32 protein-coding genes and 2 pseudogenes are annotated in these 26,315 nt (G+C 47.7%); 7 read left to right on the forward strand and 27 right to left on the reverse strand.

The genetic code is table 11. From position 1 onward, the window contains the following. Window positions 1–119: 119 nt before the first annotated feature. The 11 genes from GCWU000341_RS09510 to GCWU000341_RS09560 all read right to left on the reverse strand — a co-directional run bounded on the left by GCWU000341_RS09510 (window position 120) and on the right by GCWU000341_RS09560 (window position 8,853). Window positions 120–2,414: an AAA family ATPase gene (locus tag GCWU000341_RS09510; RefSeq protein ID WP_009215761.1), complete on the reverse strand. Its 2,295-nt coding sequence runs from the start codon at window positions 2,412–2,414 to the stop codon at window positions 120–122. Continuing rightward, the gene (locus GCWU000341_RS09515; protein WP_009215762.1) at window positions 2,411–4,018 is read right to left on the reverse strand and encodes a DEAD/DEAH box helicase; all 1,608 of its coding nucleotides are present in this window, start codon (window positions 4,016–4,018) and stop codon (window positions 2,411–2,413) included. Before GCWU000341_RS09515 ends, GCWU000341_RS09510 begins: the two co-directional genes overlap by 4 nt. After that, the gene (locus GCWU000341_RS09520; RefSeq protein WP_009215763.1) at window positions 4,018–4,467 is read right to left on the reverse strand and encodes a DUF669 domain-containing protein; all 450 of its coding nucleotides are present in this window, start codon (window positions 4,465–4,467) and stop codon (window positions 4,018–4,020) included. The genes GCWU000341_RS09515 and GCWU000341_RS09520 overlap by 1 nt, the downstream gene beginning before the upstream one ends. Window positions 4,468–4,484: 17 nt before the next feature. Continuing rightward, window positions 4,485–5,657, reverse strand: a complete 1,173-nt coding sequence (locus tag GCWU000341_RS09525) for an ATP-binding protein (RefSeq protein WP_009215764.1) — start codon at window positions 5,655–5,657, stop codon at window positions 4,485–4,487. 3 nt (window positions 5,658–5,660) lie between these two features. Then, window positions 5,661–6,965 (reverse strand): AAA family ATPase, encoded by a 1,305-nt coding sequence (locus GCWU000341_RS09530; protein WP_009215765.1) that lies wholly within the window; start codon window positions 6,963–6,965, stop codon window positions 5,661–5,663. A gap of 2 nt (window positions 6,966–6,967) precedes the next feature. After that, window positions 6,968–7,150: a hypothetical protein gene (locus tag GCWU000341_RS09535; RefSeq protein ID WP_009215766.1), complete on the reverse strand. Its 183-nt coding sequence runs from the start codon at window positions 7,148–7,150 to the stop codon at window positions 6,968–6,970. A gap of 99 nt (window positions 7,151–7,249) precedes the next feature. Next, complete coding sequence (locus tag GCWU000341_RS09540) at window positions 7,250–7,486, reverse strand: hypothetical protein (protein ID WP_009215767.1); 237 nt, start codon at window positions 7,484–7,486, stop codon at window positions 7,250–7,252. Beyond that, the gene (locus GCWU000341_RS09545; RefSeq protein ID WP_009215768.1) at window positions 7,483–7,701 is read right to left on the reverse strand and encodes a hypothetical protein; all 219 of its coding nucleotides are present in this window, start codon (window positions 7,699–7,701) and stop codon (window positions 7,483–7,485) included. The genes GCWU000341_RS09540 and GCWU000341_RS09545 overlap by 4 nt, the downstream gene beginning before the upstream one ends. 96 nt (window positions 7,702–7,797) lie before the next feature. Beyond that, on the reverse strand, window positions 7,798–8,022 hold the full coding sequence (locus tag GCWU000341_RS09550; protein ID WP_009215769.1) for a hypothetical protein: 225 nt from the start codon (window positions 8,020–8,022) through the stop codon (window positions 7,798–7,800). Between the two features lie 43 nt (window positions 8,023–8,065). Further along, window positions 8,066–8,560, reverse strand: a complete 495-nt coding sequence (locus tag GCWU000341_RS09555; protein ID WP_009215770.1) for a hypothetical protein — start codon at window positions 8,558–8,560, stop codon at window positions 8,066–8,068. Between the two features lie 77 nt (window positions 8,561–8,637). Next, complete coding sequence (locus tag GCWU000341_RS09560) at window positions 8,638–8,853, reverse strand: helix-turn-helix transcriptional regulator (RefSeq protein WP_036599583.1); 216 nt, start codon at window positions 8,851–8,853, stop codon at window positions 8,638–8,640. A 161-nt stretch (window positions 8,854–9,014) separates the two neighbouring features. Here GCWU000341_RS09560 and GCWU000341_RS09565 point away from each other — a divergent pair, with 161 nt between their 5' ends. From GCWU000341_RS09565 to GCWU000341_RS09580, 4 genes are all read left to right on the forward strand, one after another. Then, window positions 9,015–9,422 (forward strand): helix-turn-helix transcriptional regulator, encoded by a 408-nt coding sequence (locus tag GCWU000341_RS09565; RefSeq protein WP_009215772.1) that lies wholly within the window; start codon window positions 9,015–9,017, stop codon window positions 9,420–9,422. Then, the gene (locus GCWU000341_RS09570) at window positions 9,412–9,669 is read left to right on the forward strand and encodes a hypothetical protein (protein ID WP_009215773.1); all 258 of its coding nucleotides are present in this window, start codon (window positions 9,412–9,414) and stop codon (window positions 9,667–9,669) included. The genes GCWU000341_RS09565 and GCWU000341_RS09570 overlap by 11 nt, the downstream gene beginning before the upstream one ends. Before the next feature lie 146 nt (window positions 9,670–9,815). Further along, on the forward strand, window positions 9,816–11,156 hold the full coding sequence (locus tag GCWU000341_RS09575; RefSeq protein WP_009215774.1) for a DUF4041 domain-containing protein: 1,341 nt from the start codon (window positions 9,816–9,818) through the stop codon (window positions 11,154–11,156). 65 nt (window positions 11,157–11,221) lie between these two features. Further along, a complete protein-coding gene (locus tag GCWU000341_RS09580) occupies window positions 11,222–12,283 on the forward strand; it encodes a site-specific integrase (RefSeq protein ID WP_009215775.1) in 1,062 nt (353 codons plus the stop codon). A 473-nt stretch (window positions 12,284–12,756) separates the two neighbouring features. Here the strand turns inward: GCWU000341_RS09580 and GCWU000341_RS09590 are convergent, their stop codons facing one another. The 12 genes from GCWU000341_RS09590 to GCWU000341_RS09640 form a co-directional block, all read right to left on the reverse strand. Then, window positions 12,757–13,194 carry a type II toxin-antitoxin system HicB family antitoxin gene (locus tag GCWU000341_RS09590; protein ID WP_009215777.1) on the reverse strand — a complete coding sequence of 146 codons (438 nt, stop codon included), beginning with the start codon at window positions 13,192–13,194 and terminating at the stop codon, window positions 12,757–12,759. 47 nt (window positions 13,195–13,241) lie between these two features. Further along, window positions 13,242–13,412: a type II toxin-antitoxin system HicA family toxin gene (locus tag GCWU000341_RS09595; protein WP_040653962.1), complete on the reverse strand. Its 171-nt coding sequence runs from the start codon at window positions 13,410–13,412 to the stop codon at window positions 13,242–13,244. 205 nt (window positions 13,413–13,617) lie between these two features. After that, complete coding sequence (locus GCWU000341_RS14000; protein WP_009215779.1) at window positions 13,618–13,854, reverse strand: integrase core domain-containing protein; 237 nt, start codon at window positions 13,852–13,854, stop codon at window positions 13,618–13,620. A gap of 42 nt (window positions 13,855–13,896) precedes the next feature. Further along, on the reverse strand, window positions 13,897–14,418 hold the full coding sequence (locus GCWU000341_RS14005; RefSeq protein WP_009215780.1) for a DDE-type integrase/transposase/recombinase: 522 nt from the start codon (window positions 14,416–14,418) through the stop codon (window positions 13,897–13,899). Window positions 14,419–14,440: 22 nt separating this feature from the next. After that, the gene (locus GCWU000341_RS14010) at window positions 14,441–14,791 is read right to left on the reverse strand and encodes a transposase (RefSeq protein WP_040653963.1); all 351 of its coding nucleotides are present in this window, start codon (window positions 14,789–14,791) and stop codon (window positions 14,441–14,443) included. A 134-nt stretch (window positions 14,792–14,925) separates the two neighbouring features. Further along, a complete protein-coding gene (locus GCWU000341_RS13610; protein WP_155812815.1) occupies window positions 14,926–15,096 on the reverse strand; it encodes a 3-ketoacyl-ACP reductase in 171 nt (56 codons plus the stop codon). Window positions 15,097–15,238: 142 nt separating this feature from the next. After that, on the reverse strand, window positions 15,239–15,739 hold the full coding sequence (locus GCWU000341_RS09615) for a helix-turn-helix domain-containing protein (RefSeq protein WP_009215783.1): 501 nt from the start codon (window positions 15,737–15,739) through the stop codon (window positions 15,239–15,241). Window positions 15,740–15,809: 70 nt separating this feature from the next. Then, window positions 15,810–16,034 (reverse strand): HTH domain-containing protein, encoded by a 225-nt coding sequence (locus GCWU000341_RS09620; RefSeq protein ID WP_009215784.1) that lies wholly within the window; start codon window positions 16,032–16,034, stop codon window positions 15,810–15,812. A 686-nt stretch (window positions 16,035–16,720) separates the two neighbouring features. Continuing rightward, complete coding sequence (locus tag GCWU000341_RS09625; protein WP_009215785.1) at window positions 16,721–16,960, reverse strand: hypothetical protein; 240 nt, start codon at window positions 16,958–16,960, stop codon at window positions 16,721–16,723. Next, window positions 16,953–17,750, reverse strand: a complete 798-nt coding sequence (locus GCWU000341_RS09630; RefSeq protein ID WP_009215786.1) for an ATP-binding protein — start codon at window positions 17,748–17,750, stop codon at window positions 16,953–16,955. Before GCWU000341_RS09630 ends, GCWU000341_RS09625 begins: the two co-directional genes overlap by 8 nt. After that, complete coding sequence (istA, locus tag GCWU000341_RS09635) at window positions 17,747–19,309, reverse strand: IS21 family transposase (protein ID WP_009215787.1); 1,563 nt, start codon at window positions 19,307–19,309, stop codon at window positions 17,747–17,749. The genes GCWU000341_RS09630 and istA overlap by 4 nt, the downstream gene beginning before the upstream one ends. A gap of 69 nt (window positions 19,310–19,378) precedes the next feature. Further along, complete coding sequence (locus GCWU000341_RS09640; RefSeq protein WP_009215788.1) at window positions 19,379–19,888, reverse strand: hypothetical protein; 510 nt, start codon at window positions 19,886–19,888, stop codon at window positions 19,379–19,381. Window positions 19,889–20,289: 401 nt separating this feature from the next. Between GCWU000341_RS09640 and GCWU000341_RS14350 the strand changes: the two genes are divergently transcribed. After that, on the forward strand, window positions 20,290–20,430 hold the full coding sequence (locus GCWU000341_RS14350) for an IS3 family transposase (protein WP_009215789.1): 141 nt from the start codon (window positions 20,290–20,292) through the stop codon (window positions 20,428–20,430). Between the two features lie 194 nt (window positions 20,431–20,624). On the opposite strand, the gene GCWU000341_RS09645 is transcribed toward GCWU000341_RS14350, so the two are convergent. The 4 genes and pseudogenes from GCWU000341_RS09645 to GCWU000341_RS09660 all read right to left on the reverse strand — a co-directional run. After that, window positions 20,625–21,713, reverse strand: a complete 1,089-nt coding sequence (locus GCWU000341_RS09645) for a PIN domain-containing protein (protein ID WP_040653966.1) — start codon at window positions 21,711–21,713, stop codon at window positions 20,625–20,627. Between the two features lie 76 nt (window positions 21,714–21,789). Further along, complete coding sequence (locus GCWU000341_RS09650; protein ID WP_040654145.1) at window positions 21,790–22,851, reverse strand: Fic family protein; 1,062 nt, start codon at window positions 22,849–22,851, stop codon at window positions 21,790–21,792. Between the two features lie 259 nt (window positions 22,852–23,110). After that, window positions 23,111–23,554, reverse strand: coding sequence for a group II intron maturase-specific domain-containing protein (locus GCWU000341_RS14355; RefSeq protein WP_009215792.1), 444 nt, complete (start codon window positions 23,552–23,554; stop codon window positions 23,111–23,113). 70 nt (window positions 23,555–23,624) lie between these two features. Next, window positions 23,625–24,314, reverse strand: a pseudogene (locus tag GCWU000341_RS09660) (ATP-binding protein); the annotation flags it as partial. A 112-nt stretch (window positions 24,315–24,426) separates the two neighbouring features. On the opposite strand from GCWU000341_RS09660, the gene GCWU000341_RS09665 reads away from it, so the two are divergent. Next, window positions 24,427–25,641 carry an ATP-binding protein gene (locus tag GCWU000341_RS09665; protein ID WP_040654147.1) on the forward strand — a complete coding sequence of 405 codons (1,215 nt, stop codon included), beginning with the start codon at window positions 24,427–24,429 and terminating at the stop codon, window positions 25,639–25,641. Between the two features lie 315 nt (window positions 25,642–25,956). Next, a pseudogene (locus GCWU000341_RS09670) lies at window positions 25,957–26,315 on the forward strand (transposase); the annotation flags it as partial.

The raw sequence follows: 26,315 nt of genomic DNA on the forward strand, positions 1-26,315 counted from the left end.
CGGGCTTTCGCGGACAACTAAATTTACGTTGTCCACCGGGTTGTCCGCGGACAACGGACAACGATGTTTTACGTTGTCCGCAAAGTTGTCCGCGATGTTTTCGGCTTAACTGGACAACTCTAATTCTCGTTGTCCGCCGAGTTGTCCACCCTCTTGATAACTCCTTGATCATAAAAATATCCATCCTCTTTGAACTTTTTCTTGTAGCGCGGATTATATTTCCCCTTGTTTTTTCCTCCGCAAAAGTCTTTACGGATCGTTTCTTTTGACTTTCCGACCGCTTCCGCGAGGTCCTCAACAGATACCTCATCAGCATCTTTAAAAAGTTCTTCAAGAGTTTCCAGATACATTTGATACGTTTCTTTTCCCTTATCCTTCTGATCTTCCGCAAAGGCTTTCTTGCGTCTTATCCAGGGATCCGCATCTTCAATCTGAATATCTGCCAGCGCTCCGCTTTCATCTTCTCTGTGGATCGGATAATCAAACCACAGATTTAGCGGCTTAAAGGAAGCAAACTCCCGGAGCGTACCCTCTATCCGCCATGCAGTACGATGTGCTGCCTTTTCCTGCTCTTCTGCTTCGTATTGGTTCATCACATCGGTCTGTGGCAGCGTGAGCTTAGAGGCGGCGTAATCCAGCATTGCAGATGGGCTCAGGCGGTCATCCTGCCCGATATCCTGTTCCCATCCCGGAAGAAAGGCATTCAGTGCTCTTTCTATTCCTCGGATCCTTGCTTTTCCATCCTCATGTTTTTTTAATGCCTCCGGAAGCTCGATCTCCGTTAGATCCAGCAAAGCGTCAGGATCTCTGGCAAATACTCCCGATCCGGAAGCACGGTCCATCGATTTCTTTCCGCCTTGCGCTCCCTTTGAATGATGATGGCAGTAAATTACGGCCGCCCGAAGCTCTGTGCATATCTTGTCGAACTGATTGCAGAAGTTTGCCATCTGGTCTGCGCTGTTCTCATCGCCGGTGATCACCTTGTAAATCGGATCGATAATGATTGCAGTGTAGTTCTTTTTTTCTGCCCTTCGGATCAGCTTAGGAGCGAGTTTGTCCATCGGCACAGCTTTGCCTCTCAGGTTCCAGATATCGATGTTTCTTAAATTATTCGGATCCCATCCCAGCGCTGTATATACATCCTTGAATCGATGCAGACAGGAGGCCCTGTCAAGCTCCAGATTGACATACAATACCCGTCCCCTCTGGCATGAAAATCCCAGCCATTTACGCCCTTCAGCGATGGCAATCGTAAGTTCTATCAGGGCAAAGGACTTACCGGCCTTAGACGGTCCCGCAAGCAGCATCTTATGCCCTTCCCGCAGCACGTCCTGAATTAGACAGTCGGCGAGTGGCGGAAGATCATTCCAGATCTCTGTAAGTTCTTCCGGATCCGGCAAATCGTCATTGACACCCTCGATCCATTCAAACCATTCTGACCAGCTTGCTTTTCCCAGATTGGTTCCTATCAGAAATTGTTTGTGACCATTTCGGATAATGCCCGGCATTCTGGAGAGGCGGGATGGATTCTTATTTTGTGTATCTACCTTCAGTCCATTTTTTTCACAGACCTTGTAGAGATATTCCACCCGCTTTTTGTATTCCTGATAATCAGGGGCTTCTATCTTCACGATGGCATGTACTGACTTTTTCCCGGAAAACACCATACAGGCGATCGGAAATTCCAGCTCGCGCATAATTGCATTCTGTTTTCCGATGGATACCGTATCCGATTCCACGAGGGCATAACGGTAATCCGTCACGTTTTCATTCCTGATTCCGTTTCCGTCCAGTGGATTAAAACGGATCCATGCTCCGGCTTCCGGATTCGGGTCTCCAAATACTGCACCAACATCGTTGTATTTTCGAAGCTCTTCTATGAGTTGACCCGCTGTACGGTCCCAATTTCCCTTTTTGGGGCTGAGCCGATCCTCATTTTTATAGACCTCTGTCACATAGCCGACATTTTCCGTGCTCTGAAACAACGTCTGCAGGTATGTGATAATTTCCTGCACCGGCTTCCACGCTTCCTCTTTTGGTTCTTCAATTTCTCTTTCCTCAAGCCATGCGCTGTCTACGATAGTAAGATCATCTTTTTCTATCGTATCGTCCCAGGAAAGCGCATAGTCTTCCGTTTCTCCTCCCCTCTGAGGCAATGTAAAACCGCCTCTTTTAGCATATTCAACGATTGTCCCTCCCGTAACGGGAGCACCTCCGTTTTCATTGCGAAAGGTCATCCACTTCTTAAAACACTCCCCAGGCTTATAGCGGGCATCGGCTCGGCTCCATTGATCCCATTCAGAGGCGGTATGCCCTTCCTGCTTCAGAGCCATTCCTACATTGATCCATTCCTGGTAATCAAGGGTAGACGGATCAATGTAGCCAAGAAGTGCTGTTAAATCAAATTGTGTCATGGCATATCCTCTTTAGTCGGCTTCCAGGTTTTAGGATTCACATTATGCGGAACATGCCATCCATTAGCAGCAATTCGATCGATCATCTTTTTTGCGCTGGTAAAATCCCACGTTCCCACGTGTTGGAATCCTCTTCCTTCTAAGAAACGAATCTGCTTAGGGGTAGTGAGTCCCGCACTTTTTCTTGTATCCAGCCTGTCGAGAAGCTTTTTCGCTTTCCCCGCATTCTCGATTTCATCCGGACAGATTCCCAGTTTTTCCAGAGCGTCCAGCTGCTTTTGGGATGCAGGTGCCGCCTCCCATCCGAAAGAAGGCACATATCCGGACAGATCTTCTGCCTGTATGGAGAGCTCGAACTGCAAGGGATCTACCAGCTTTTTCTTCCGGCGCTTCATTTCTTCCAGCTGCTTTGCGAGAGCTTCCTCTCTCTGGGCGACGACATCCTCCGAGGCTTTTTGTTCTGCTTCTTGAAGGTCCATTCCTGTTCCGGGGTCCTTTTCAAGATTCTCTGTCAGCTTATCCGCAACTTCCTTATCTTCACAGATTAAATGAGCCGGATGGCAAAGCTCATGTTTCTCTGTGAGCCACAGAAAATCGATGAGCAGTAATTCTTTCTTCTGAGGATAAAGTCTGGTTCCTCGTCCTACCATTTGACTGTATAGGCTTCTTACCTTAGTGGGGCGAAGTATAATCACGCAGTCAACGGAAGGACAATCCCATCCCTCTGTCAGGAGCATAGAGTTACATAGCACGTTATATTTTCCTTCATCGAAGTCCTTCAGAATTTCCTCTCGATCATCGCTGGTCCCATTTACCTCCGCCGCATGAAAGCCGATCCTGTTCAGAATCCCTGTAAATTTCTGGCTGGTCTTGATCAGCGGAAGAAAGACTACAGTTTTACGCGCTGCACAGTATTTCTGCATTTCTGCGGCGATCTGTTCCAGATAGGGATCCAATGCGGTATCAATCTCTCCTGCTGCATAATCTCCCGCCTGCACTCCTACTTTAGAAATGTCCAATTTTAAAGGGATAGTCAGCGCTTTGATCGGCGACAGGTATCCTTCTTTGATCGCTTTCGGAAGCGTGTACTCATAGGCCAGAGAGTCAAAGTATTCTCCGAGATTTCGCATGTCTCCCCGATCGGGAGTTGCTGTCACTCCGAGCACATTCGCTTCTTCGAAGTGTTTGAGCACCCGCTGATACCCATCCGATATTGCATGATGTGCTTCATCGATGATGATGTTGGTAAAGTAATCTTTTCGGAATTTCTCAAGCCTCGATTCTCTTTGAAGAGACTGGACAGATCCGACCGTGACGTTATACCAGCTTCCAAGGCAGGTTTGCTCTGCCTTTTCCACAGAGCAAACCAAACCTGTCGTTTTCCGAATCTTATCCGCTGCCTGCTGCAGGAGTTCTCCTCGGTGTGCAAGGATCAGGACTCGCTTCCCTTTCCTGACCATATCTTCTGTGATCTTTGCAAAGACAATCGTCTTTCCGCATCCGGTAGGAAGAACCAGAAGTGTTCGCTTCGTGCCGTTTATCCAGCAGTCTTCCACAGCTCTTCTGGCTTCCTCCTGATATGGTCTTAGTTCTACGCGCTTCATTAAAACTTCCCTGCAGTGAATGCCTTCTGCTCATAGGGAAGATAGCGTTCTACACGATTGTTTTCTCGATCCTCCCCATCCTTAGACTTATACTTGTTGACGGAAATCTTAAGCCTTCCCGTCGATCCGGGAACCTGTCCCCAGTTCATGCGGAGCGGCTCACCCTTCTTCTTGATTCCGATCGCGGTAAAAAACTGAGAAAGCCTCCATTCCGCCTTGCTGTGAAGGTAAAGGGTATCGAAAACCTTTGCTTCTTTTCCATCCGTCGTCTTCAAGATCAGCGTAAGATCCGCCTTAGGACATGCCGACATCTTGTCAGAACCATCAAAACGGCCACGCTCCAGAGATTCCACTGTGAAACTGTATTCTCCCGCGGGAAGCAGTTCGAATTCACTTTCCTTTGAGATCTCATCATCCCAGTTCAGAGCCTTTTCCATTGCGTTATTCATGTTCCATCTCCTCCTCTTTATTCAAATGGTATTCCCTGATTCTTCTGGATTTCCTGAATCATGGCGAAGACCTGATCCCACGCGCCTACCAGTACCCCCTGCACAAATGCAGGATCCATATCTTGGATCAATGTTCCTTCCGGGTAGTATCCCTTTCCTGCCACAGCATCCTGGATATTCCATTCTGAAACGTTATTCGCCTCCATCAGATCCCGGAGAGCTTTGGGAATCCGTTCCGGATCCGAAAAATACGGGGATACTTCATTGCCTGGCGGTATTTCCTCCTTCTCTTTTTTGTCCAACATTTCTCCCTGCGATTCCAGCTTCGGTTCTGCCATATCCGTAAAGCTTATTTGCTCTGGCTCTTTCGGGGCCGTCATAGTTTCCGGCTCATGCTTTTCCGATACAGGAAGGGCCTCTTTTTTCAGATCATCTACGGGATGTGCTTTTTCCGTATTTACAGCCGATGCCTCGATCACATGCCGGATCGATTCGTAATCCATAGGCAGCTCTTCCGGGAGGCCGTCTCTGTTCTTAGCATCCCAGCAGGGATGATGCGCGGTATACATAACGCGCTTTCCGCCCTGTGCTTTGTTCGTCCCCTTCTGCGCGCCCTTATTGTCCACGTTTACAACTATCGTCTTATAGTTGCAAAACAGGATCATGTCCGCCCATTCCTTTATCAAAGGTGCGCACTGCTTGGAAAGCTTCAGTTCCCAACGATCATAGGCGCCCATCTCGTCCGGCTGTTCGAACTTCCGCATAATGGCGTGCGCAGTTATCACAACGTTTACGCCCTTATCGATCACTTCAGAAAGGAGATTCAGAAGCTTTCCAAAGCTCTCTTTGAGGTATGTGTATCCCTTCCCGTAGCCGAAGTCTTCGATCCCGGATACATTCCGTTCCGCACAGAGCGCTTCCGTGCAGAGCTTTTCCGCCCAATCCGCCGTATCGATGATAAGAGTCCTGCAAAGAGAAGGATTTCGGATAACCTCCTGTACCTCCTGCAGCAACATGGCCCAGCTTGTGGGCGCAGGAAACCTTGCGACGTCCATTCGACCGGTAGACCCCTCCGTATCGATGAACACAGGATCCGGAAACCGGGAAGCAAGCGTCGATTTTCCGATTCCTTCCGGGCCGTAAATCACAGTCTTCGTGGCTTTCTGAATTTTCCCTCTGATAATATCCATTGATTAAAATTCTCCCTTCTTCCATGTTTTGCTTGGAGACGGTGTATTCATGCCTCCGTATCCGTTAGAGATAATAATGGAGCACTCTTCTCCTGTGCTGACGCGAGTCGCAATCACCTGCAGCCCTTCCTGCTCCAGCCATACGCCAAACTCTTTGAGCGTTTCCAGATCCATCTGCTCCAGCTTATCGATCAGCACAAATCCGCACTGAGGATTCAGTTTTCGCACGATGGCAGTCGCCACCTTCAGCTGATCGGAGCCGGACATGTTATCCCACTGCTGTCCTTTATAAAGAAGCTTCCCATCCTCCACGCGAAGCTCCGGAAGCGGAAGATCCGCCTGGCTTAAAAGCGCAGCCTTTTCTTTTCTCACTTCCTCTATTTTTACTGTCATAGCGGAATACTGAGAGGCATATTCCCGGGCATCGTCCTCTGCCTTGTCCTTATCGAGATTGGCCCGCACCTTTCGGTTAATCTCCTCGACTTCCGCCAGATTCTTTTCCAGCTTTTCTGTGGATTCATCCACAAGCTCCGAAACAGTCTTTCTGGCGCTTTCCTCATCTGCTGCCACTAACTCGTAGGCTGTTTTCCGCTCTTCCACCTTTTCTTTGAGATCAGCCAACTGTGCTTCCAGTCTCTGAATTTCATCTGATATTCTGTGTTTTTCATGAGTGATTTCATTCAGCCTGTCGCGCTTTCTCTGGTTCTCTCCATTCCTGGCGAGAATCTCCTGCTGCTGGCGGATCAGCTCTGATGGACTGACCAGTTCCTTCGGGGCATCCGGGAAGTACTTCTGCTCATCGGCGAACTTTTTCTTCTGATCGGCAATCCTGCCGATCGCAAGTCGCTCATTATACAGTTCCTTTTCCTGCTGCTCCAGTGCATGCAGCTTCTCTCCCACTCCGATGATATTCAGCAGCGTGTTTGCTTTCTCTGCATCGTTTGCTCTCATAAACCTGGGAAGATCCAGAGCAAGCTTTTCCACGAAGGAATCCAGCAGCTGTTGCCCTGCCTTCTGTCCGGAAGGATCTGTGATCTTCAGGTCCGCATTCTTTCCCTTCCGTTCCACTAAAAGTCCGTTGCTCATGGTGATGGAAAGGCAGGGAGGAATGACAGACCCTTCCCTCGTCGCCTTGGAGGGGCGAAAGTTGTTGCCGCCCAACGTCCAGGCGATGGCATCCAGAACGGAGGTTTTCCCCTGGTTATTCTTCCCGCCGATGATCGTAAGACCGGAAGCAGACGGTTCGAGCTTGACTGCCTTTACACGCTTTACATTCTCAATCTCCAGCTTGTTGATCTTAATGCTCATGCTTACTCCTCTACCTCCGTGTGCTTTATCGCAAAATCAAAAAGCCTGGTGGCAACATCAGTGACAGACATGTTTGTCTTTTCTGCCAGATCCTCCATCTGCTGATAAACAGACCCCGAGACTCGCACACGACACATGTTATCGTTGTTGCGATACTTCTGCTTCTTAAGCACCAATTTTTCCATTTCTTTTTTCCTCCTTTTTTTGTATAATGGAGGCACATCTGATATGTACCTCTTGAACGTACAGCTCCTCGCGAAAGTAAGCTGTACGTTCTATTTTTATTAGATGATCCGCAACACAGTAAGCGCCAAGATCGCGATGCACTCCAGAGCCGCGATCCATCTCCAGAGGATCACTCTGCTTAATGCAGCGTTTCTATCTTCGACGACGGCCCTCAGGGCCGATACGAGGAGAGAGGTCTTCCTCTTCAGCTCCCGGAGCTCTCTGGCCGTCTCCGCAGCCCTCCTTCCCGCAGCCATTGTCTTCAGATCGGGGATCTGCAGTTCCGTAAGCTTCATCTTGCCTCCTCCACTTTTCCACCATAGGCGAGCTCATACTGCCGGATCTCTTCCGGTTCCAGGCGTCTGGTGTAAAGCGCCAGGCCCCAAGCTGTGTTCATGATCCTCTTGCATAGCTTGCACCCGTTAAAATCCCTGACATGGAAAATCCCCTCCATGGGTATGGCCCCCGGTGCCGGCGGCCTCCGTAAGGTGTAATATTTGTACAGCTTCATTCCTTTCCCCTCCTTCCTAGTCAACGTTTAGTTCAACTAAGTCAACGCTTGGTTTAAGCTTGGTTCAACTAAATCAATGCTTGGTTCAATTAAGTCCTACAAGAGCTCTTGGAACTGCTTTGCGCGTTCCTCCCGGAAGCGCTGATGGATCTTCAGAATGTACATTCCTGTAGCCTTCCGCGGATCTCGGTACAGCTCGCTTACGGTGGAGGCTCTGCAGCCAAGCCACCGCGCGAGATCCTCATTTGTCCAGCCGAGCAACGCCTTGAGGCCGGCCATCTCAGACCGGAAGTTCACTACTGCGTTGTACTCCGTGTTCATGTTCTCTCCTTGTTTCCCCTAGTCTGCAAATAGAACGATCTGGTCATTGCAGAGCTCGTAGCTCATCGCGCCGCAGTCGAAGCGGATGTAGTTCCAGTCGGTGGCGTTGTAGAGCGGCAGACGTTCCACTTCGCCACCAGTCATAGAGCAGATCCTTCGCTTCGGTGTCTGACATGATCCTCGTGTCGTCGGTATTCCTCAGGTGTTCGTAGTCGGCCTGCTTGACGTTCCCGGACATCTCGTAGGGATGCCATTCTAGCTCATGGTCCAGAGCCTTCTTCAGTCTCTCGACTTCTTCCTTCAGATCCTTGACTTCTTTCTCCTTCTCGCTTCTGTCAGCCTGGAAGTCTCGCATCCTCCTCTGGCTCCTGTTGTTAGCGTCGCGCTGGATCCTCTGGGCAATGCCGTCGTGGTTCTCCTTAAAGGCTTTGCAGAAGTCGTCTTTGTTTCCATCGAACTGGTAGTAGTGTTCCTCGATCACCCGGTAGGTCTCAATGCTGGGATAGATGCCGGTGCGGGCTTCAAATTCTTCGATCATCACGGTGGTGTACCCTCCTGTTTATGCTTCGTGCTTGTGGCGTTCACCCTGTTCTACTGCGGGGCGGTAAATAAACCTTAACTTGATTGATTGGGCAAAAAAATATTGTCCTGAGGGATTCCGTAGATTTCACTCAAAAGCGTAAAATTTGCCGTATCAATGACTGTTCTTCCGTTTTCCCAGTTCACTATCGTCTGCTTGGTTTTCCCCAATTTCCGGGCAACATCCGATTGCGTCAGCTTGGCATTGACTCTCGCCGCTGCCAGACTGATCTTTAGTGCATTCCCATTCAAATCCTTCTCCTCCTTTCCCGCGCTCCTATGCGACAAGTGTATTGTATATCAACTTAAACTTGACGTCAAGCAAAAAGTTGATTTTTTTTACCTTTGGTATTGAATAAATCAACTCTATATTTTATACTCCTATTGCAGAACAGAAGGGGAGGTATTAAACGATGCCAGAGAATATACAAAAGATTTTCACGTCTAATTTAAATCGCTTGCTATCCCTCCACGGAAAAACGCAGCTTGAATTGGCCAAATATCTTAAAGTCAGCAATACGACGGTAAATAACTGGGCGAAGGGGTATAACACTCCTAGAATGGATAAAATAGATCGGATCTGTGCCTTCTTTAAAGTGGCAAGGGAAGATTTGTTAAAAGATCAGAGGGACGGCACGCATACAACTGCCTATTATACCGATCCTGAGACGGCTAAAGTCGCACAAGAAATCTATGATAACAAAGAGCTTCGCGTTTTGTTTGATGCTGCAAGGAATGCAAGTTCTGAGGACCTTGCTACCGCAACAAACGTGTTAAAGGCCCTTTTGGCAAAAGAAAGAGGAAGCGAAGATGCTGATTGAAGATCACGATGAAGACCCGGATGTCTATATCTATCTGGTGGATTTTGAGACAACGGGTGTGTCGGAAATGGTTCGAATGAATGATGATGGGAGCTATACCGTGCTTCTTAATTCCAGGATGAGCCGTGAGAAAAATCGGGAGTCCTATCTTCACGCGAAGAAACACATCCATAATCATGATTTAGATACCCGTGATGGAAAATCCGTCCAGGAGATAGAACAAAGGACGCATACAAAGGAGGCGTGATAACGGATGCATACGTACAAGTTGTTCCAAACAGTGTTCCCAACGGATCGAATGAATCCTATTTTGGCGGAGGACTCCTGCAGCCCATCGATGAAGTCGTGGGAGTAAGAACAACGTTATAAAATTTCAAAGGGGGGATATGATTTATGAAAGAGCGAAAGTGGTATCTGAAAACTTATTTTATCGCCATTTGCTTCTTCCTATGGTTTTTGGCGATTCCGCTTCCGGTGGGAATTGTGCTTTTGATTATGCAGCATTTCGATGACAAGAAGAGATTTGAGAAGTACGGCTCTATCGATGAGCTGGACAGAAGGATGTCATTCATGCAGGGAAAGATATCATTCATGCAAAATCAAGCAGCTTCTGAGCAGGCGAAGGTACAGGAAGTCATCGATAGATTGAGTACCGAGGTAAAAGAGTTGACTGAAACCCGAAACGCCTTGAATAGAGAGGTCGTTTGTGACCAATACAATTTTTCTGACTATAGCGGTTTGTCGTCAGAGGAATGCAAAAATAAGCTCTCCATGCTGAAGCTCAAAGAAAAAGATTGTATCAAAGATGGTAAAGCTGTTTCGGCCAATCTCAACGGAGCAAAAAGGGATCGGAGAGATAATGCGAGCCAGATTATAAGATGCTTTAATGCGGAGTGCGATAATATCTTGCTTTCTGTCAGCACCGGAAATATCGATTCGATGCGGAACAAAATCACAAAGTCTTTTGAAACACTCAACCGCATTTTCACTGTGGATAATATGGCCATAAGCAAAGACTTACTTGACATCAAATTGGAAGAGCTGAATCTTGTATACACTTATGAGCTTAAGAGAGAAGAGGAACGACAGATACAAAAAGACATCCGCGCTCAAATGGTGGAGGAAGAAAAAGAACGACGGGAGATTGAGAGAGAAAAGGCAAAACTCGAAAAGGATCAGGCGCAGTTCTCAAAAGAAATGACAAGGTTGACGGCTTATTTGCAAAAGACGGAAAACACTATAGAAAAGCAGCTATACATTGACCAAATCAGAGAGCTTGAACAAAAAATCGCGGAGCTTGAAAAGAAGAAAGAAACTGTACAAGCAAGAGAGGCCAATGCCAGAGCGGGCTACGTTTATATTATCTCCAATATTGGCTCCTTCGGAGAGAATATCTACAAGATTGGCATGACAAGACGCTTAGAACCGATGGATCGTATCGATGAATTAAGCAGTGCATCTGTTCCTTTCGTTTTTGATGTCCACGCAATGATCTTCTCTGAGGATGCACCGGCGCTAGAAACAACTCTTCACCAGGCTTTTGATAAAAGCAGAGTCAACCGCGTTAATCCGCGAAAAGAGTTCTTCAGGGTTAATCTCGATGAAATAGAACAACTCGTAAAAACGCACTATAGTGGGACAGCGAAGTTTACAAAGATTCCGGTAGCAAGGGAGTACAACGAGACTCTTGATATCCTGCGATCGGAATCTACAGAATCTACAAAGTCCGAATAAGGTATGTATTAACCGCTGAGATTTTCTCTGACTTTTCGGGGAAATCTTAGATTAAGAGGACAGTCATGGCGAGAAGAAGAAAAGGGCAACTTGCATCAGGCAATTTCCGCGTGCAGGTCTATGACTATACCGACGATGCCGGGAAACGGCACTATCAGTCCTTTACCGCTCCAACGAGAGCGGAGGCTGAGGCCCAGGCCAATGACTGGAGGGAGCATCGCCGGCAGCTAAAGGAAGCGATAACAGTGCGAGTGGCCGTCGACCACTATATCGATCTGAAGGCTCCTGTCTTATCCCCCTCCACGGTGCGCGGGTACCGGGGCTGTCACAGGATGTATTTTTCCGGATCCTTCGGAGAAAAGGATCTTCGTCAGCTGAAGAATACAGATATCCAGCTTTGGATCTCCAGCTTGTCAAAGGATGGTCTCTCCCCGAAGACCGTGCGAAATGCCGCCGGACTTTTGACGGCTGCTCTCTCCTTCTTTCTTCCAGATTTCCGCCTCCGGATCACTCTCCCGGCGAAAAAGCGCCTGGAACTCTACTGCCCGTCCTTGGATGATATCATGACACTGTATCACAGCACAGGAGATCTTATGCTTCGCTGCGCGATCCTCCTGGGGTCCATAGGTGCAATGCGCCGGGGGGAGATCTGCGCTCTGGAATATGATGATCTTGAGGGGGACCGTCTCAGTATCCGAAAAGCCTATGTCCTGTCCGACAGCAGAGAATGGGTCCTGAAGGCCCCAAAGACCTATTCCAGCTATCGGACGATACTTTTACCGCCCTTCGTTCTCGGCGCCATCCTGGCGCTCCCTGAGCCGCACAGCGGGCGAATAATCACGATCACCCCCGACAGACTGTCCGGGCGCTTTCAGAGAGCGCTGGCGGATTCGGGGCTGCCGCATTTCCGCTTCCACGACCTGCGGCATTTTGGCGCGTCCATGCTGGCCGGATTCGGGGACCGATACGTCGAGGCCTACGGTGGCTGGGAAGCGGGATCTGATGTTATGAAACGAAACTATCAGACTCTGATTGATTCCGAAAAGGACAAGGTAAAAAGGGAAATGGCGGACATGTTCCAGTCGCGTCTGAGTACTTATGCAACACAAAATGCAACACGGGATTGAAAAAGCCTATATTTTATGCGGATCTTATCCGTTTAATGTCGGGTTCGACTCCCGTCAGGTCCATCCATAAAAAAGCAAGGAAATCCGCCGGGAATGGCTTCTTTCCTTGCTTTTTTCATGCTTTTCAGCCTCCGGCATAGCATACGCCACATTTATCACAAAAATCTTGTCACGAATCTTGTCACGAAATCAGTGTACTCGCTCTCTATCGGACTTCGTCCTATAAACGCCCCGAATTCCACAAAATTTCTTTTCCCTGAAAATACCCTTGCTGCCGTTCCTCTGTCAAGCAATAATTCCCTTTGATTTGGAAAACTACTCAGCATCCCGACATAAGCCGCTTAAGGACCTTTTCCTTGTCCTCCTGCCAGCTATATCCCGGATATGCTCCAGGCAATTTTTAGAAAGCAGATAAGATCCCCGCCGGATCCCCCTCCCAGCTGCAGCTTGGTCGTCACAGTTAAGTATCTCGCTTATGCTCTTGATCCAAGAATCGCAATCAGTCCGTCTTGCAGCACTTTCGAAAAATTGATTCCGGCTTCTTCGGCTTCTTCGGAAAGCCACTGCGGAAGGGTGCAATTTTTCTTTACGGATTGATTGCGAACTTGAGCCTTGTACTTAGGCAAATTCAGGTCAACATATGTCACCTCTCCGTCTGAAAAAGCAAACTCTTCATCATCTGCCTTTTCTTTTGCCAACATCTTTGCTTGTTCCGCTGTCGACATTTTCGGCAATGCTTCCTTCCGGTCATCAAATTCAAGGCATGCAAGCCCGATATAATCCCTTGCCATTTCGATTGCATTAGCAAGAGAAGTCCCCTCTGTCATTCCATCAAAATCAGGAACATAAACCAAATAGGTATCCCCGTCTTTTTTGATAATAACCGGATAAACTATATTCGTTTCAGCCATTTGCCATCTCCTCCTATGATCTCAAAATGAAGCAAGGGTCGGGGTTTTTATAAGCCCCATTTCTTGATAATGTGTCTTGCGAGCCGCTCATTCACTTCTCTGTGCCTCGGAACTTCTTCCGTATCGCTTCCTCTGACATACTTATCATGATCATGTCCATGCTCTTTGGACTGAAAGCCCGCCGACTCTAACTTTTTAATCAAATCTCTTTGCTTCATCCTCACCCTCCTCACAGCCATCTTATGCGCCTTTAATGCGTATTGTCAATGGCCTTTTCGAAGAATCCCAGAAAAAAGGACGGCACCGATCCGACGCCGTCCGACAAAACTATAATGGCTCAGCTTTCAAGACAAAAATCTGAGATTTTTATAATGAACTGATATCCATAGTTATGAGAGTATTGACGCCCTGGGTTACTGATGTTCAAGCGATATCCCCGGCTTCCTCGTAAAGCATTGCCGGGTAATACACAGAAGCAGGCGGTACATTCCCGATCGCCGAATGACAGCGCTCGAAGTTGTAGGTATGGATGTACTCCCTGATCGCAGCTCTGGCCTCCTTGATGTTGTGCCATTCTGTCAGGTAGGCTTCCTCATACTTGAAAGAGCGGAACCACCGCTCGATCCTGATGTTGTCAGCCCAACGGCTCTTGCCGTCCATACTCTGACGTACCTTGTTAGCCTTCAGAAAATCTTTGTAGCCTTAGCCGGTGAACTGGCATCCTTGATCCGAATTCAGGATCTCCGGTTTTGCCGCCAGGAAAGCTTTCTTACACGCTTCAATACAAGAGGTGGCGTCCGGTGTATCATCCAGATCCCAGCCAACGATGCAGCGGCTATACCAGTCAATGATAGCTGTCAGGTACAGGAAGCTGTGCTTCGGCGGGATGCAGGTTATATCAATCGACCAGGCCCGGTTAGGGCGGGTGATATCAGCGTTACGAAGCAGATACGGAACGACGGCAGCACGCTGCAGGCATGTCGAGAAGTTCGGCTTCGGATAGATCGGATCGATGGCCATCTCAGTCATCCACTTCCGGGCTTTCTTACGCCCGATATGATATCCGCGGCACTTCAGTTGGGCGGACATCTGACGAGCTCCCCAGGTGGGATTATCCGTATGGAAGTGATCCATAATGGTCTTGCACTCAAGTTCAGTATCGGATACCGGCTTGGCTTCATAGTAGATGCTGGTTCGGTTGATACCACAGAGATCTGCAGCCACGCTGACCGGAATCTCAGGCTTGTCAGTCTTCGAACGGAGGCTTCGGACTAAATTTACTCTCGTAGTCAGGTCCAAGCATTTCTTCAGATTTTTTTTTGAGCCAGTCCACCTGCATGGTGAGCTGACCGACCTTCCTGGCACAGGCTGCTTTCTCCTTGCGCTCTTCGCTGAGCTTCTCCTTGATGTTTTCCTCACGGGAATCATCGAAGACCACGGAAGCCTTCTCTAAGAACTCCTTCTTCCAATTCCTGAGAAGATTCGGCTGGATGCCGTTCTCAGTGGCGATGACATTCAGTTCTTTCTCGCCCTTCAGGACTTCGAGAACGAGGTCAGACTTGAATTTTGCTGAAAAGTTTTTTCTTGTACGGGACATAAATGAATCCTCCATGTGTGGTATGTTTCAAGCATATCAGATTCATTAAAAACCGTCTTAAGATGTGTCTTAATTTACGGAACCATTATACGGATAAGAATTTCCCTTCTCCAAAAAAGAACAGGAAATCCCGCTCATAAAGCCAAGATTCCCTGTTCCATAATATAAAGCCTGTATATTTCCATGCGGATCGCTGCGGCAGCTATACGCAGATCGGTTCCAGTAATAAATCCGGCATCTTCGCCGGGCAGAAAGGCCGCAGTCTCTGCTGTCTCATCACTCATCATGCTCCGCTGCGGGGGCATCAATCCTCCTATGCCCTCTCTATCGGCCGCAGATTCATTATGGAAAGGTGGTGTAAACATTCACCCTTCGCTTCTCCCCTAGCTTTCCCCTCCCCATATCACAGCTCCATTACCGGAACCTCCAAAAAGCATCACTGCTCAATCACGGCTCATTTTCTCCATCCGGCTCCGCTTCTCCCATAGGTCTGGGCTTTTGCTTTTTTTGCAGAGCCGGGTCCATAAACCGGACGGGGCGCTTCCCTGGCCCCCTCTTCCGGTCTGCGGAATCGCCGCCCCTGTGAACCTGCAAAAAGATGTGCTCGATATTTTCCTGAACCTGCTGGCAAATCAATTCCTTCATATTCATGAAATAATCATGAAAGGAACTGGACTCCGGAGAGAAATTCCCAAAAAGGAGTGCATCCGGAGAAACCGACAGAGCATTGCAGATTTCCAGGAGACATTCCAGACTGCATCCGATTCCTCCGCCCTCTAGGCGGGAGATGGTATTGGTCGTCGAAGAGATCCTTGCGGCGAGATCCCGCTGTCGAAGATGCTCCCTCCTCCTGTATTTCCGAATCTGAGATCCGATCTTTTCCCAGTCAATCCTGTGAAGTCTCGCGCTTCCCCGACGGAGAGCATCATGTTGTTCCAATCTTTCCATGCTGTTCCTCCCTTCATAAAATTGCCTGTTTCTTCTATAATACACTCCTTGTCAAGATCTTTTCGACGACTTATTCGAACAGCTGTTGAATAACGCACAAAATTTTGGGGTATGGGAAGAAATTGTAATAAAAAGTAAGTAAATCGTTATAAATTTCGGATGCCGTGTTCCTTGCTATATAGAAAATTTCCTTGAACTCTTTGGAAATCGAGAGTACATCAGCAGTCACATGGATGGTATAAGGGTTTTCTCGCAGCATCTGTTGCTGCTCTGGGGTGAACTTGACCTTGCTCATGGTGCTCCTCCTGTACTTATGAGAGTACCATGTTTAGGGGCGTCCAATCCAGAGGGTAACCTTAAATAGCAGTTTCCCAACCAGTGAGACTCTATCGACAATGACATAGTCTCAGGTGGATGTTCTCTTCAGTGACCTATTGTCACATTGATGGCTCTGGCGAAGCTGACTTCGGCTTGTTTTTGCTGCCCAGCGGTGTATATTCCACGTGAGTAGCCCACTTTGCACGGCCGAATAGCCCACCTGTCACGGCCATTTAGCCCAGTTTTCACGGAAGCGAGCCCAGTTGGATCAGTCACCGTCCGCCAGCCTTGACAGTCGACATCTGCGCGATATGCCCACATCGGCGATGGGGACTCAGGGATATCAGATACAGAAGCCTTTTCATCCCCATCGCAGCAGCCATTGTATTGCGCATCTGCCGCCGGTCAAGGCCAAGCCGCTTGCGCGGTGGCTGCTCTTCTGGCCGCCATAAGAATGGTGACTCAGAAGGATCTTGGGATATCAACTGCGGCTGCGCCGCTTGAACAAGCCGTTATGGCCTGCCCAGACGGTCAGCATCCTCAGTTGTTACAGATATCCGTGCCAGCAGGGCAGTTGCCTTTGCAGGCTTTCTGTACCTTGACATGATAATCGCGGAATTCCATCGGATCACCACCGCTGTACAGGATGCTTTTGAAGAGCTCCTAGGCGAGATCTCCTTCATATCTACCAGTCAAATATGACAGGATATCCATGCGAAGCAGTTCTCCTTCTTCTTTATCCATGTGTTGACGGAGAAGATACCTTGTGCTGATGCACTCGAGTTCCAGGAACTGGATGTCTGCTGTTAGCTTGTCTACCAGTTCGCGGGGTGCGATAACAGCCTCGCATCTGTCGGCGCAGTTCACTTCATTAAGAAGATCGTAGCAGGAAGCATCAGCCATTGTCTGCCACTCCGCTTTCTTCGGATTCGGCAAAAGCATGACGCTTACGCATGGAAATACGGCCTTTTACCTCGATCACATACTTGTTATGAATGATCCGGTCAAGGATACCTTCGGCAACGGCACTGTCGTCATCTTCGGCACGGTCACAATCGATGCGGAAATACCAGTCATCCGTATCGTACTGAGTACAGAGGATCAGGGCACCTTTCTTGCTGCAGGCTTCAATGATCTCCAGAAGATCGTATGCTTCAGATTCGGGAAGCGGGCGCAGGAGCCATTCATCGATGATCAGCAGGTCAAACTTTGCATAGGCAGTCTTTACCTTGTTCTGTGTATTCAGGGCTTTGGCGACAGCAAACTCATTGAGCAGATCCGGAAGGCGCACATAGCGCACCTTGTAAAGCTTCCGGCACGCCGCCGCGCCGAGCGCATTGGCGATATATGACTTTCCTGCACCGGTAGCGCCCTTCAGAACAACGTGATGGTTCTCCCGAATGTAAGAGCAGGTTGCAAGCTTCGTGATCAGACCTTTATCAAGCTCACGATCCTCATGATACTCGATGGCTTCAATACTTGCTGTAGGCTCGCTGAACCGGGCGTCCGCAATGCGGCGTTTGACCGTATTCTTTCTTCTGGATCCATTCTCCGCATCCGCCAGGAGTGCAAGCCGGTCTTCGAAGGAAAGCCCCCTGTAACGCTGTGGATCTTCAAGCTGTGATTCCAGTTCCCTGGCCATGCCGGGGAGACGTAGGCTGCGGAGGATTTTAACAGTCTCGAGGTTGATCACTGCTCATCACCTCTCTTCCTGAACTGGTCCGCGCCACGTGTAATGCCGCGGCTCCGGCGTGAAGGTTTTGCTGAAGGCAGGGGATTGGCAGCGCGGTTTCCGATGACAGGTGACTTAAGCAGGATCCCCAAACCACGGATCGAAGGATCGCCGCTGAAAGTGAGGATCTGCCGGCAGGCCTCCTCAATGCGTTCCTTCCTATAGCGTTCAGCATACTTTTTCAGGCTGACGCAGGACTTGAAGCCCTGTTCCGGTGCTCTTCCGGATTCCAGAAAGAAACGAATGACTTTTTCCGTATTCGGACCTGCCGTTTCAGCCCAGGAGAGGAAGTCCTCTTTTGTGTATGTCAGGTACTGCCGGTGATTTTCCGGCATATGTGCCGGCACAGTGATCGGATCATGTTTCCGTTTATGCTCACGCGGATGTACGGCAATCCTATTGTTTCCGAAGAATACCTCCACCGTGTCACGGGTCACTCGGACGCTTACTGATTCACCGATCAGATCATACGGAACAGAGTACTTGTTTAAGCCGTCGGTCACGGTATAATCAAGAAGGATCGTCTGTTCTGACCAGGTGGACGGTTCATACGGATTGGCGGGAAGCGGCTGCATGAATTCTTTCTCTTCCAGGAGGTAGGCCTCACGGCGGTTCCCTTCCCGCTTTTTGAAAGGATATCCGTTCAGTTCCTCCAGCTTCTTTGCCACAGCTTCCTTTGCTTCGGCAAGAGAAAAGAAAGTTTCATTGCGCAGCGCTGCAAGGATCCAGGTAGACACGTACGAAACAGTGCCTTCCGCATGGCTCTTGTCCCGGGGAGCTTTCACTCTGGTGGGAACGATTGCAATGCCATAGTGATCCGCGAGTTCTGCATAACTGCGGTTGATAATGGTATCCAGCCGAGTGTTCTTTGTTACACCGGTTTTCAGATTGTCAGGTATCAGAAGTCGCGGCACACCATCATAATACTCGAAGGTATGCACATGGCAGAGCAGCCAGTTTTCCTGCTTCATGTCTCCGCAAAGTTCTACATACGGATAGCAGCTGCAGGGAAGCACGGCCACGAACAGGTAAGCCGGATCGACGATACCGGTTACAGGGTCCGTGATCGGCAGTGTTCCACCCGCCCAATCAACCTCCATGGCGTCACCGGGCTTGTGATGAATCCGCATCGTTGCTTTGGACCTCTTCGCCCATGCACGATAAATGTCGCAAAACTGCGAGTACTGATAAGGAACGCGGCCAGCATCGGCACATTTGACCTTATATTCATTGTGAAGCAGGGTCAGGTTTACGCTTTTCTTCGCAAGTTCCGCATGGATGTATGCGCAATCCGGTTCCATGTACACCTTTGCTTTGTAAAGCCGCTCCGGATAAAGCAGCTCATAAAGCCTTTGGTTAGGGAGTCCCTCTTCTAGAGACCAGCGGATGCCTTTCTCATCAGCCAGCTTTTCGACATCCCGGACAGTGTGTCGGGAGCTGTGGATCGCACTGGCGATCTGTGTGATGTTGTTTCCGAGACTTCGGAGTCTCAGAATTTCGCGATAATCTACCATAATCATCGCCCTCCTTAATGATAGTCACACTTGCGTGTGCCGATCTCATTATAAGAGAACGAAGAGGAACTGGGCTCATGTCCATGACAAGTGGGCTATTCCCCCGTGAAGGGTGGGCCGATTCTCCGTGGCAGATGGGCTAATCAATCGTGAAGGGTGGACTTTCCGTCCGGAATATACAAGCGGTCTGCCGCGTTTACGCTTTACCGGCTGCTCCGCCTGATCGGATGGTGGTGCTTCAGTCTTCGGACGATTCTTGCTTCCTCTGGGCCTGCCGGGTTTCTTCTTCGGCGCTTCTTCCGGCTTCGGAATGAGGTCCAGCTTTTGGAGGATCTCCAGGTGAGAAGGATTCCTCCGTACAAGCTGCCAGTTTTCGCTTCCGACACGCGCTTTCTTCGCCCGGATTAGCACGGAGAAGATCTTTCTGTAGGTATACTCCTCAAGAAGACCTGCCTTGTCAAAGGCATCGATCAGGCGAAAGGTCAGGAGCGTTGAAAGGAAATTACAAAACTCACTGCCGATCACAGAGTAGTCGTCCTGCACGCGGGTCTCATCGAATTCACAGGCGGATTTGTAATACCGCATGACGAGCTCGATCTCCCAGCGCTTGTCATAAGCTTTGCAGGCAATCTCCGGAGGAAGATCCAGATCCCACTCTAGTATGATCGTGCCGAAAGTCTTCTGTTTCTCCCTGAGGTTCTCAAGGCTGTAGGTGGTCCTATGTCAAGAAAAAGTACAAGTTAAAAATAACCTTTTTCGCTGATACTCCGCTGTTTATCCTACCGCCCTTCATGACAGTCACAGATCAGACTGTCATTCCGGTTGGTGTATGAGTACAATAATTCCCGCTAAACAGCATTAACAGTTTCAGATGCTCTGTATCAGTGACTTACACGCCAGATTATCTCTCAGCTTACGGGCTTGAGAGACTCCTCCAGTTTCTCCAGGTATTGCTCCTCATACTGATCCGGTGAGCGGTAATCACAATGACTAAGGCCAGAGCTGCGATCAGGGAGTACATCCATACCTACAACTTCGAGCGCTGTCATTCGGCGATCGGGAATGTACCGCCTGCTTCTGTGTATTACCCGGCAATGCTTTACGAGGAAGCCGGGGATATCGCTTGAACATCAGTAACCCAGGGCGTCAATACTCTCATAACTATGGATATCAGTTCATTATAAAAATCTCAGATTTTTGTCTTGAAAACTGACCCATTATATTATGGATGTCACCCGTATGAGGGAACATATCCATAATTCTGTCTGTATGCGGAAATATTTCTACAGGTGTGCCTGTAGTCGGGAACATATCAAAACCTTTAGTATGGGCAGTACGGGCAATCGTAGTCGTCGATATCATCAATCTCGACAGATATAACTGCTTTTCGATTCTTGCTATACACTGCTCTCAATTTAACTTGTATGCCCAAAGTGGTTTCAAGCTTGCATGCACCATTGTCTCTATCTACAACTTCTACATCTAAATCATATTCTTCAATCTCCTTTATATCGGAGATGCTTAAAGTAGATGTAACCACTCCTATGCTGTCGATTGTTATTCCTAATAGCAATTTATCATTATCTAGCTCAGACACTTCATCAATTTGCGTTCCTACATCACTTTGGATTTCCTTAAGTATTTCATTATCACCTGGAACGAATACATCATACCCTTCTAAGCTACATCCAATCACTTTGGATTTTATATACTCTTGAACCGGCGTTAGAAAACCCGCTTCGTTCTTTTCTATTTCAGCAACAAGAGTTTCCCGAGCTTCTATTACATCGAATTTTGTTTTTGCATATTTGTCAATAAAGTTCTTAAGGCTATTCCAATAATAGAATCTGATATCCGGTATCTTCCACTCTGCTAAGTCTGACAAAAGATCTGAATGTAATTTCTCCTTATCATTCGGATCTGCAAAATCTCGTGTGTTACTGGATATAAAATGAATCTCCTCATTTGTATATCTTCTGGCAGTCTCTAAACATGTTAGCCAAACAAGATAATCTCTGTATCCAGTACTACCATCTGCTTTAAAAGGCTTCTTTCGCTGTAAAGCACGCTGAACGATATCCTTATGCTTTGCCTCCGGATAATCTTCCGCAACTGTCATGCCACTTTCGATAATAAACATTTCAAGAAAATCTTTGTATTTATCACATCTATCATCGACATCTATTTCATTCCAAGATGTTGGGGAATCAGCTAGCAGCTTATTCAAATCTTGAATCGTATTATTTACTTTTGCCGCCAATTCTACAAGAATCTCTTTATATTTATTGCAGACCTCATCGACTACGATTTGTCCCAAAACAATCGTGCCGACTCTCTGAGCAACCTCAAACGAAGGGCCTTTCATATGAAAATTTGAACAAATAATATTGCTATCCAAAATTATCAGCAAGCTTATTCTCCTCTATCAATATTTTTCATCCAATCGTAATGCCTTTCGTCCAAATCGGATTTTATTTGGACGAAAATTATTTGCTGTCGGCACGAACGTAAAATGTACTTCTTCCAGATCCTTCCCGAATGATAAGTCCTTCTTCAGTAAGTCTCTTAAGTGCTGCAAGAGCTGAGGACCTTCCTATGCTTGGACAATGAGTTACAACCTCTGCCCCTGTAAATTTTCCAACTTTTTCCTCGGTATACTTTTTGACAATGTCATATGCCGTACTTCCATTTCCTGTATCGGACATTAAGCCTACTCTTTCTTCAAACTCTGTATAACATGCAAGAATAGCCTGAAGCATATATCTTATAAATGGTGTCGGATCATTTTTCTCTTCATGCCAACCGGCATCTGACGCTTCGAGCGTATCATAGTATCGATCCTTTGTTTTCTCTATCTGCTTTTCTATACTGATGTACTTTCCCACACTATACCCGTTTTTATACAGCAGAAGTAATGTAAGTAGTCTGCTCATTCGTCCATTACCATCGTTAAATGGATGAATACAAAGAAAATCACAGATAAACGTTGGAATAAGAATCAGTGAATCAATCTTCTCATTTGCGACGGCCTGTTCATAGGCATTGCAAAGTTTTTCTACCGCATCCGGAGTATCATAAGGCGCAATCGGTGTGAATCTGGTAACTACAGTTCCATCTGGCTTTGTCTCATTGATATAGTTCTGCACATTCTTAAAATGGCCTCTGTAAGAAAAACCTGCTCTCTTTAAAAGATCACGATGCAGCTGAAGTATATAAGAAGGATGAATCGGAATATATTCATTACTCTCGTGAATCGTGTTCAGCACATCCCTGTAACCCATGATCTCATCCTCATCACGGTTCTTGGGAGTTGTCTTTTCTTCAAACAACTGTTTCATACGAGCACTTGTCGTGACAATCCCCTCTATTTTATTGGAGCTTTCAGTACTCTGTATTTTGGCAATCTCAACAAGGCGATCCAACTCAACAGGTTTCTGCCTAATGAATAAATCTTGTCTACCTTTGCATTCGTGAATCTTTGCGACAAGATTTAGAATATCTGTATCCCAGGCTTTTTCATAAAGCCTGCTGTAATCAAAAGATCTCATAAGAACCCCTTTCATCCAGCGTCCCGAGTTTTCATCCAATTATACTTGATTTTGGACAAAAAAATCAACCTGCTGGAATCGAGTAGGGGGGATTTAATCCCCCTCTCACACCACCAGTACGTGCCGTTCGGCATACGGCGGTTCAACATAACTTCAAGGCATGACGCTTATTATAATACTCGAGACAACTTATTAGTCCTGCTTTCGCAAGCACTTCCTTAGAGATTGCTCTTACAACACATGTCTTAGTGACAACCCATTAGTAGCGGTCACCACAGTATGAAGTTAGCCTTGCAAGGTCTTTGCCTACTCCCAGTTTCTGCAATCCCCACTGTCGCTTCTTTGGTACTTTCCACTGCTTCCAAATAATAACCCGAAGCCTTGTCCGTAAATGTGCGTCAATCGCTGTCATCGCTGTTTTCATGGAGCAAAGGGCATAATAGTTAATCCATCCTCTTGTTACCTGATTGATTTTCTCTATCTTCTCCCTTACTTTTCCGGGCGTTTTCCTACAGGTCAGTTCTTTTAGCTTGCGTTTTAATTTTACAATCGAGTCTTGGTGCGCTCTACATTTCCATTCTTTTATCTTGCTGTCCTTGTAAAAACCGAAGCCAAGATATTTCAGCTTTAATTGATTATTCTTATGCGGCGGAGCCGCCAGTCCGGAAACTTGAGAGCCACCAGTCCGGAGACTGAGAGCCACTTTATTGTTTTATGCGGTGGTACCGCTCAGACATCTCTGTCCAAGCGGTACCATCAATTCATAGTTGTAATTACTGAGCCTTAGATGGATCCAGCCCGTAGACTTCCCTCATAGAGAGATCCTTATCCGGATCGAGACTTTCGATCGGAATCTTGTAGAAATCAAAGGAGATCCGATCCATGATGGCATCTGTAAGAGGATTATCCTTTCCGCCAAGCTTTGCATACCACTCGGATTCCCGATACTGGGAGCAGAAAATAGTAGATGCATGTTTGCGGCGCTTATGAATGAGTTCCAGAAGGCTCTGAGAATCTTGTTCCGTCACTTTCATCAGAAGCCATTCGTCCAGGATCAACAGAGTCGGATTGATATACTTCTTTAGAGCCTCCCGGAAGCGGCCTCCAGTTCTGGCTGCCTGAAGATCCAGAAGCAGATCCGGAACTCTGACATACCTGACCGTATAATAGCGCTTACAAGCCTCCATACCAAATGCACAGGCAAGGTAAGTCTTACCACAGCCGGTTGCACCGGTAATGAAGATGTTCCGATACTCCGTGATGTATTCACAGCTTGCCAGACGCTCGACCAATGTACGGTTTATTTTACGGTTATGCCCATAGTCAATCGCAGCAACGGAAGCCTCAGGCTGCTCAAAATCAGCATTCCTGATGAGCCTTTTCAGGCGGTTGTTCTTCCGAGCCGTATATTCGGCATCAACAATCATACCAAAGCGGATTTGCATTCGTAGCTGTCGCAATTTACAGAAATATAGATTTTATAAGTTATATATTATTATCTCTGGAATATGTCATTGAATTTCAGTCGTAAATGTATTACACTATGTTCAGCCACAGGCAAGGAGGCTTATGATCATGATTAAACGTGAAATGTATATGAAGCGCATCCGCCCGTTTATCGGAACGGAGCTGATAAAGGTCATGACCGGTATTCGCCGGTGCGGTAAATCGGTCATGCTGGAGCTTATAAAAGAGGAACTTGTGGAGTTCGGTATCAGCTCTGCTCAGTTCATCTCTATCAACTTTGAGGATTTGAACTTCTCTCATCTGCAAACCGCAAAGTCACTGCATGATGAGATTATCAAGAGAGCCGCAGAGATCAACGGCAAGGTCTATCTGTTTTTTGATGAGATTCAGGAGGTAAAAGACTGGGAGAAGTGTATCAATTCCCTCCGTGTATCCCTTGACTGCGACATCTATATCACCGGTTCAAACGCAAAACTTCTGTCCGGTGAGCTTTCCACCTATCTCGGCGGACGCTTTGTGGAGTTCGTTATTTACCCATTCTCCTTCGCGGAATTTCTGGAACTGTACCGTCCCATCGCACCGGATGAGCCGATCCAGAAATGCTTTCAGAAGTATCTATTATCCGGCGGTATGCCGTACCTTGCCAACATCCGCTACGAGGATGCTCCTTCCAAACTCTACCTTCATGACCTGTTCAACTCTGTCCAGCTCAAGGACATTGTGAAGCGGAACAAGATCCGTGACGTGGACTTGCTGGAACGCATCATCGCTTATGTGATTGCGAATGTGGGCACGACCTTCTCCGCAACTTCTCTGGCGAAGTTCCTCAAAAATGAGAAGCGAACCGTTGCACCGGAGACCATCCTGAACTACATCAAATACTGCTGCGACGCATATTTGTTCTATCAGGTCAAGCGTGAGGACTTGCAGGGAAAGCAGATCCTTGCCTCCAATGAGAAGTATTACATTGCCGACCACGGCATCCGGGAGGCTGTTTTCGGCGGCAATATGCGTGACATCAACCTCATTTTGGAGAACATCGTGTATCTGGAGCTGCTACGCCGGGACTACAAAATGACGGTCGGCAGAACCGGAGACAAGGAGATTGACTTTGTATGTGACAAGAGTGGAGAGAAACTGTATGTTCAGGTTGCCTATCTGCTGGCATCCGATGAGACCGTTCAGCGTGAGTTCGGCGCGTATGACAATATCCGCGATAACTACCCGAAATATGTTGTCTCTCTGGATGAGTTCGACATGAGCAGAAACGGGATCAAGCACCGCAATATCCGCGATTTTCTGTTGGCAGAGGAATGGAATTAAAATGAAATCAGCTTTTGGGGTGAGTCTATGGAAGCTTACAAGCTGAGCTTTTAGGACGTTTTCCTCGGTGCGCTGACGGTAGATACTGACACGGGGATGTCCACCCTCTCTCCGTATAATGGTTCCGTAAATTAGTGACAGCTAAATAACTCTATGATATCTTTCTCAAAGACTTTTTCTCTTGTTTATGGTAAAATAAATGCAAGATAAAGTTTTGATTCGTCAAGTATCTTTGCATTTCTTGGAGCTGATACCATATACACGAGCCCGAAATTTCATCAGATCGCCTTCACAGACTTCAATCAGTCCTGCGGGATGCAGCTTGACCCGAAGAACGAATGGGTCCTTCTTGCCGACCGGCTGGACTGGTGCAGGATGGAGGAGAAGACCCGTTACAACGAGTTGTTCCCGTCGAAGACAGGACATCCGGCCAAGCCGTTCCGCATGGCGCTGGGGTCCCTCATCATCCAGAAGCGGAAGAAGTTGTCCGACCGCGGGCCGGTAAAAGAGATCGGTGAGAACTCCTATCTCCAGTACTTCATTAGGTGCGAATCGTTCCGGAAGGGCTGTCCTTTCACGGCTCCCCTCCTGGTGTCGTTCCGGAAAAGGCTTGGGATAGAGGCCCTGATGACGGTCAACGACATCTTCCTCTCTGCCGCTGCGGCGACGAAGGA

The organism is Oribacterium sp. oral taxon 078 str. F0262 (assembly GCF_000160135.1).
Taxonomy (GTDB): domain Bacteria; phylum Bacillota; class Clostridia; order Lachnospirales; family Lachnospiraceae; genus Oribacterium.

Bases quoted from the DNA above. Each gene is read 5' to 3' on its own strand.
- GCWU000341_RS09510 (WP_009215761.1), bottom strand. From the start codon at position 2,414: ATGACACAATTTGATTTAACAGCACTTCTTGGCTACATTGATCCGTCT.
- GCWU000341_RS09515 (WP_009215762.1), bottom strand. From the start codon at position 4,018: ATGAAGCGCGTAGAACTAAGACCATATCAGGAGGAAGCCAGAAGAGCT.
- GCWU000341_RS09520 (WP_009215763.1), bottom strand. From the start codon at position 4,467: ATGAATAACGCAATGGAAAAGGCTCTGAACTGGGATGATGAGATCTCA.
- GCWU000341_RS09525 (WP_009215764.1), bottom strand. From the start codon at position 5,657: ATGGATATTATCAGAGGGAAAATTCAGAAAGCCACGAAGACTGTGATT.
- GCWU000341_RS09530 (WP_009215765.1), bottom strand. From the start codon at position 6,965: ATGAGCATTAAGATCAACAAGCTGGAGATTGAGAATGTAAAGCGTGTA.
- GCWU000341_RS09535 (WP_009215766.1), bottom strand. From the start codon at position 7,150: ATGGAAAAATTGGTGCTTAAGAAGCAGAAGTATCGCAACAACGATAAC.
- GCWU000341_RS09540 (WP_009215767.1), bottom strand. From the start codon at position 7,486: ATGAAGCTTACGGAACTGCAGATCCCCGATCTGAAGACAATGGCTGCG.
- GCWU000341_RS09545 (WP_009215768.1), bottom strand. From the start codon at position 7,701: ATGAAGCTGTACAAATATTACACCTTACGGAGGCCGCCGGCACCGGGG.
- GCWU000341_RS09550 (WP_009215769.1), bottom strand. From the start codon at position 8,022: ATGAACACGGAGTACAACGCAGTAGTGAACTTCCGGTCTGAGATGGCC.
- GCWU000341_RS09555 (WP_009215770.1), bottom strand. From the start codon at position 8,560: ATGATCGAAGAATTTGAAGCCCGCACCGGCATCTATCCCAGCATTGAG.
- GCWU000341_RS09565 (WP_009215772.1), top strand. From the start codon at position 9,015: ATGCCAGAGAATATACAAAAGATTTTCACGTCTAATTTAAATCGCTTG.
- GCWU000341_RS09570 (WP_009215773.1), top strand. From the start codon at position 9,412: ATGCTGATTGAAGATCACGATGAAGACCCGGATGTCTATATCTATCTG.
- GCWU000341_RS09575 (WP_009215774.1), top strand. From the start codon at position 9,816: ATGAAAGAGCGAAAGTGGTATCTGAAAACTTATTTTATCGCCATTTGC.
- GCWU000341_RS09580 (WP_009215775.1), top strand. From the start codon at position 11,222: ATGGCGAGAAGAAGAAAAGGGCAACTTGCATCAGGCAATTTCCGCGTG.
- GCWU000341_RS09590 (WP_009215777.1), bottom strand. From the start codon at position 13,194: ATGGCTGAAACGAATATAGTTTATCCGGTTATTATCAAAAAAGACGGG.
- GCWU000341_RS09595 (WP_040653962.1), bottom strand. From the start codon at position 13,412: ATGAAGCAAAGAGATTTGATTAAAAAGTTAGAGTCGGCGGGCTTTCAG.
- GCWU000341_RS14000 (WP_009215779.1), bottom strand. From the start codon at position 13,854: ATGGACGGCAAGAGCCGTTGGGCTGACAACATCAGGATCGAGCGGTGG.
- GCWU000341_RS14010 (WP_040653963.1), bottom strand. From the start codon at position 14,791: ATGTCCCGTACAAGAAAAAACTTTTCAGCAAAATTCAAGTCTGACCTC.
- GCWU000341_RS13610 (WP_155812815.1), bottom strand. From the start codon at position 15,096: ATGCCCCCGCAGCGGAGCATGATGAGTGATGAGACAGCAGAGACTGCG.
- GCWU000341_RS09615 (WP_009215783.1), bottom strand. From the start codon at position 15,739: ATGGAAAGATTGGAACAACATGATGCTCTCCGTCGGGGAAGCGCGAGA.
- GCWU000341_RS09620 (WP_009215784.1), bottom strand. From the start codon at position 16,034: ATGAGCAAGGTCAAGTTCACCCCAGAGCAGCAACAGATGCTGCGAGAA.
- GCWU000341_RS09625 (WP_009215785.1), bottom strand. From the start codon at position 16,960: ATGGCTGATGCTTCCTGCTACGATCTTCTTAATGAAGTGAACTGCGCC.
- istA (WP_009215787.1), bottom strand. From the start codon at position 19,309: ATGATTATGGTAGATTATCGCGAAATTCTGAGACTCCGAAGTCTCGGA.
- GCWU000341_RS09640 (WP_009215788.1), bottom strand. From the start codon at position 19,888: ATGCGGTATTACAAATCCGCCTGTGAATTCGATGAGACCCGCGTGCAG.
- GCWU000341_RS14350 (WP_009215789.1), top strand. From the start codon at position 20,290: ATGACTAAGGCCAGAGCTGCGATCAGGGAGTACATCCATACCTACAAC.
- GCWU000341_RS09650 (WP_040654145.1), bottom strand. From the start codon at position 22,851: ATGAGATCTTTTGATTACAGCAGGCTTTATGAAAAAGCCTGGGATACA.
- GCWU000341_RS09665 (WP_040654147.1), top strand. From the start codon at position 24,427: ATGATTAAACGTGAAATGTATATGAAGCGCATCCGCCCGTTTATCGGA.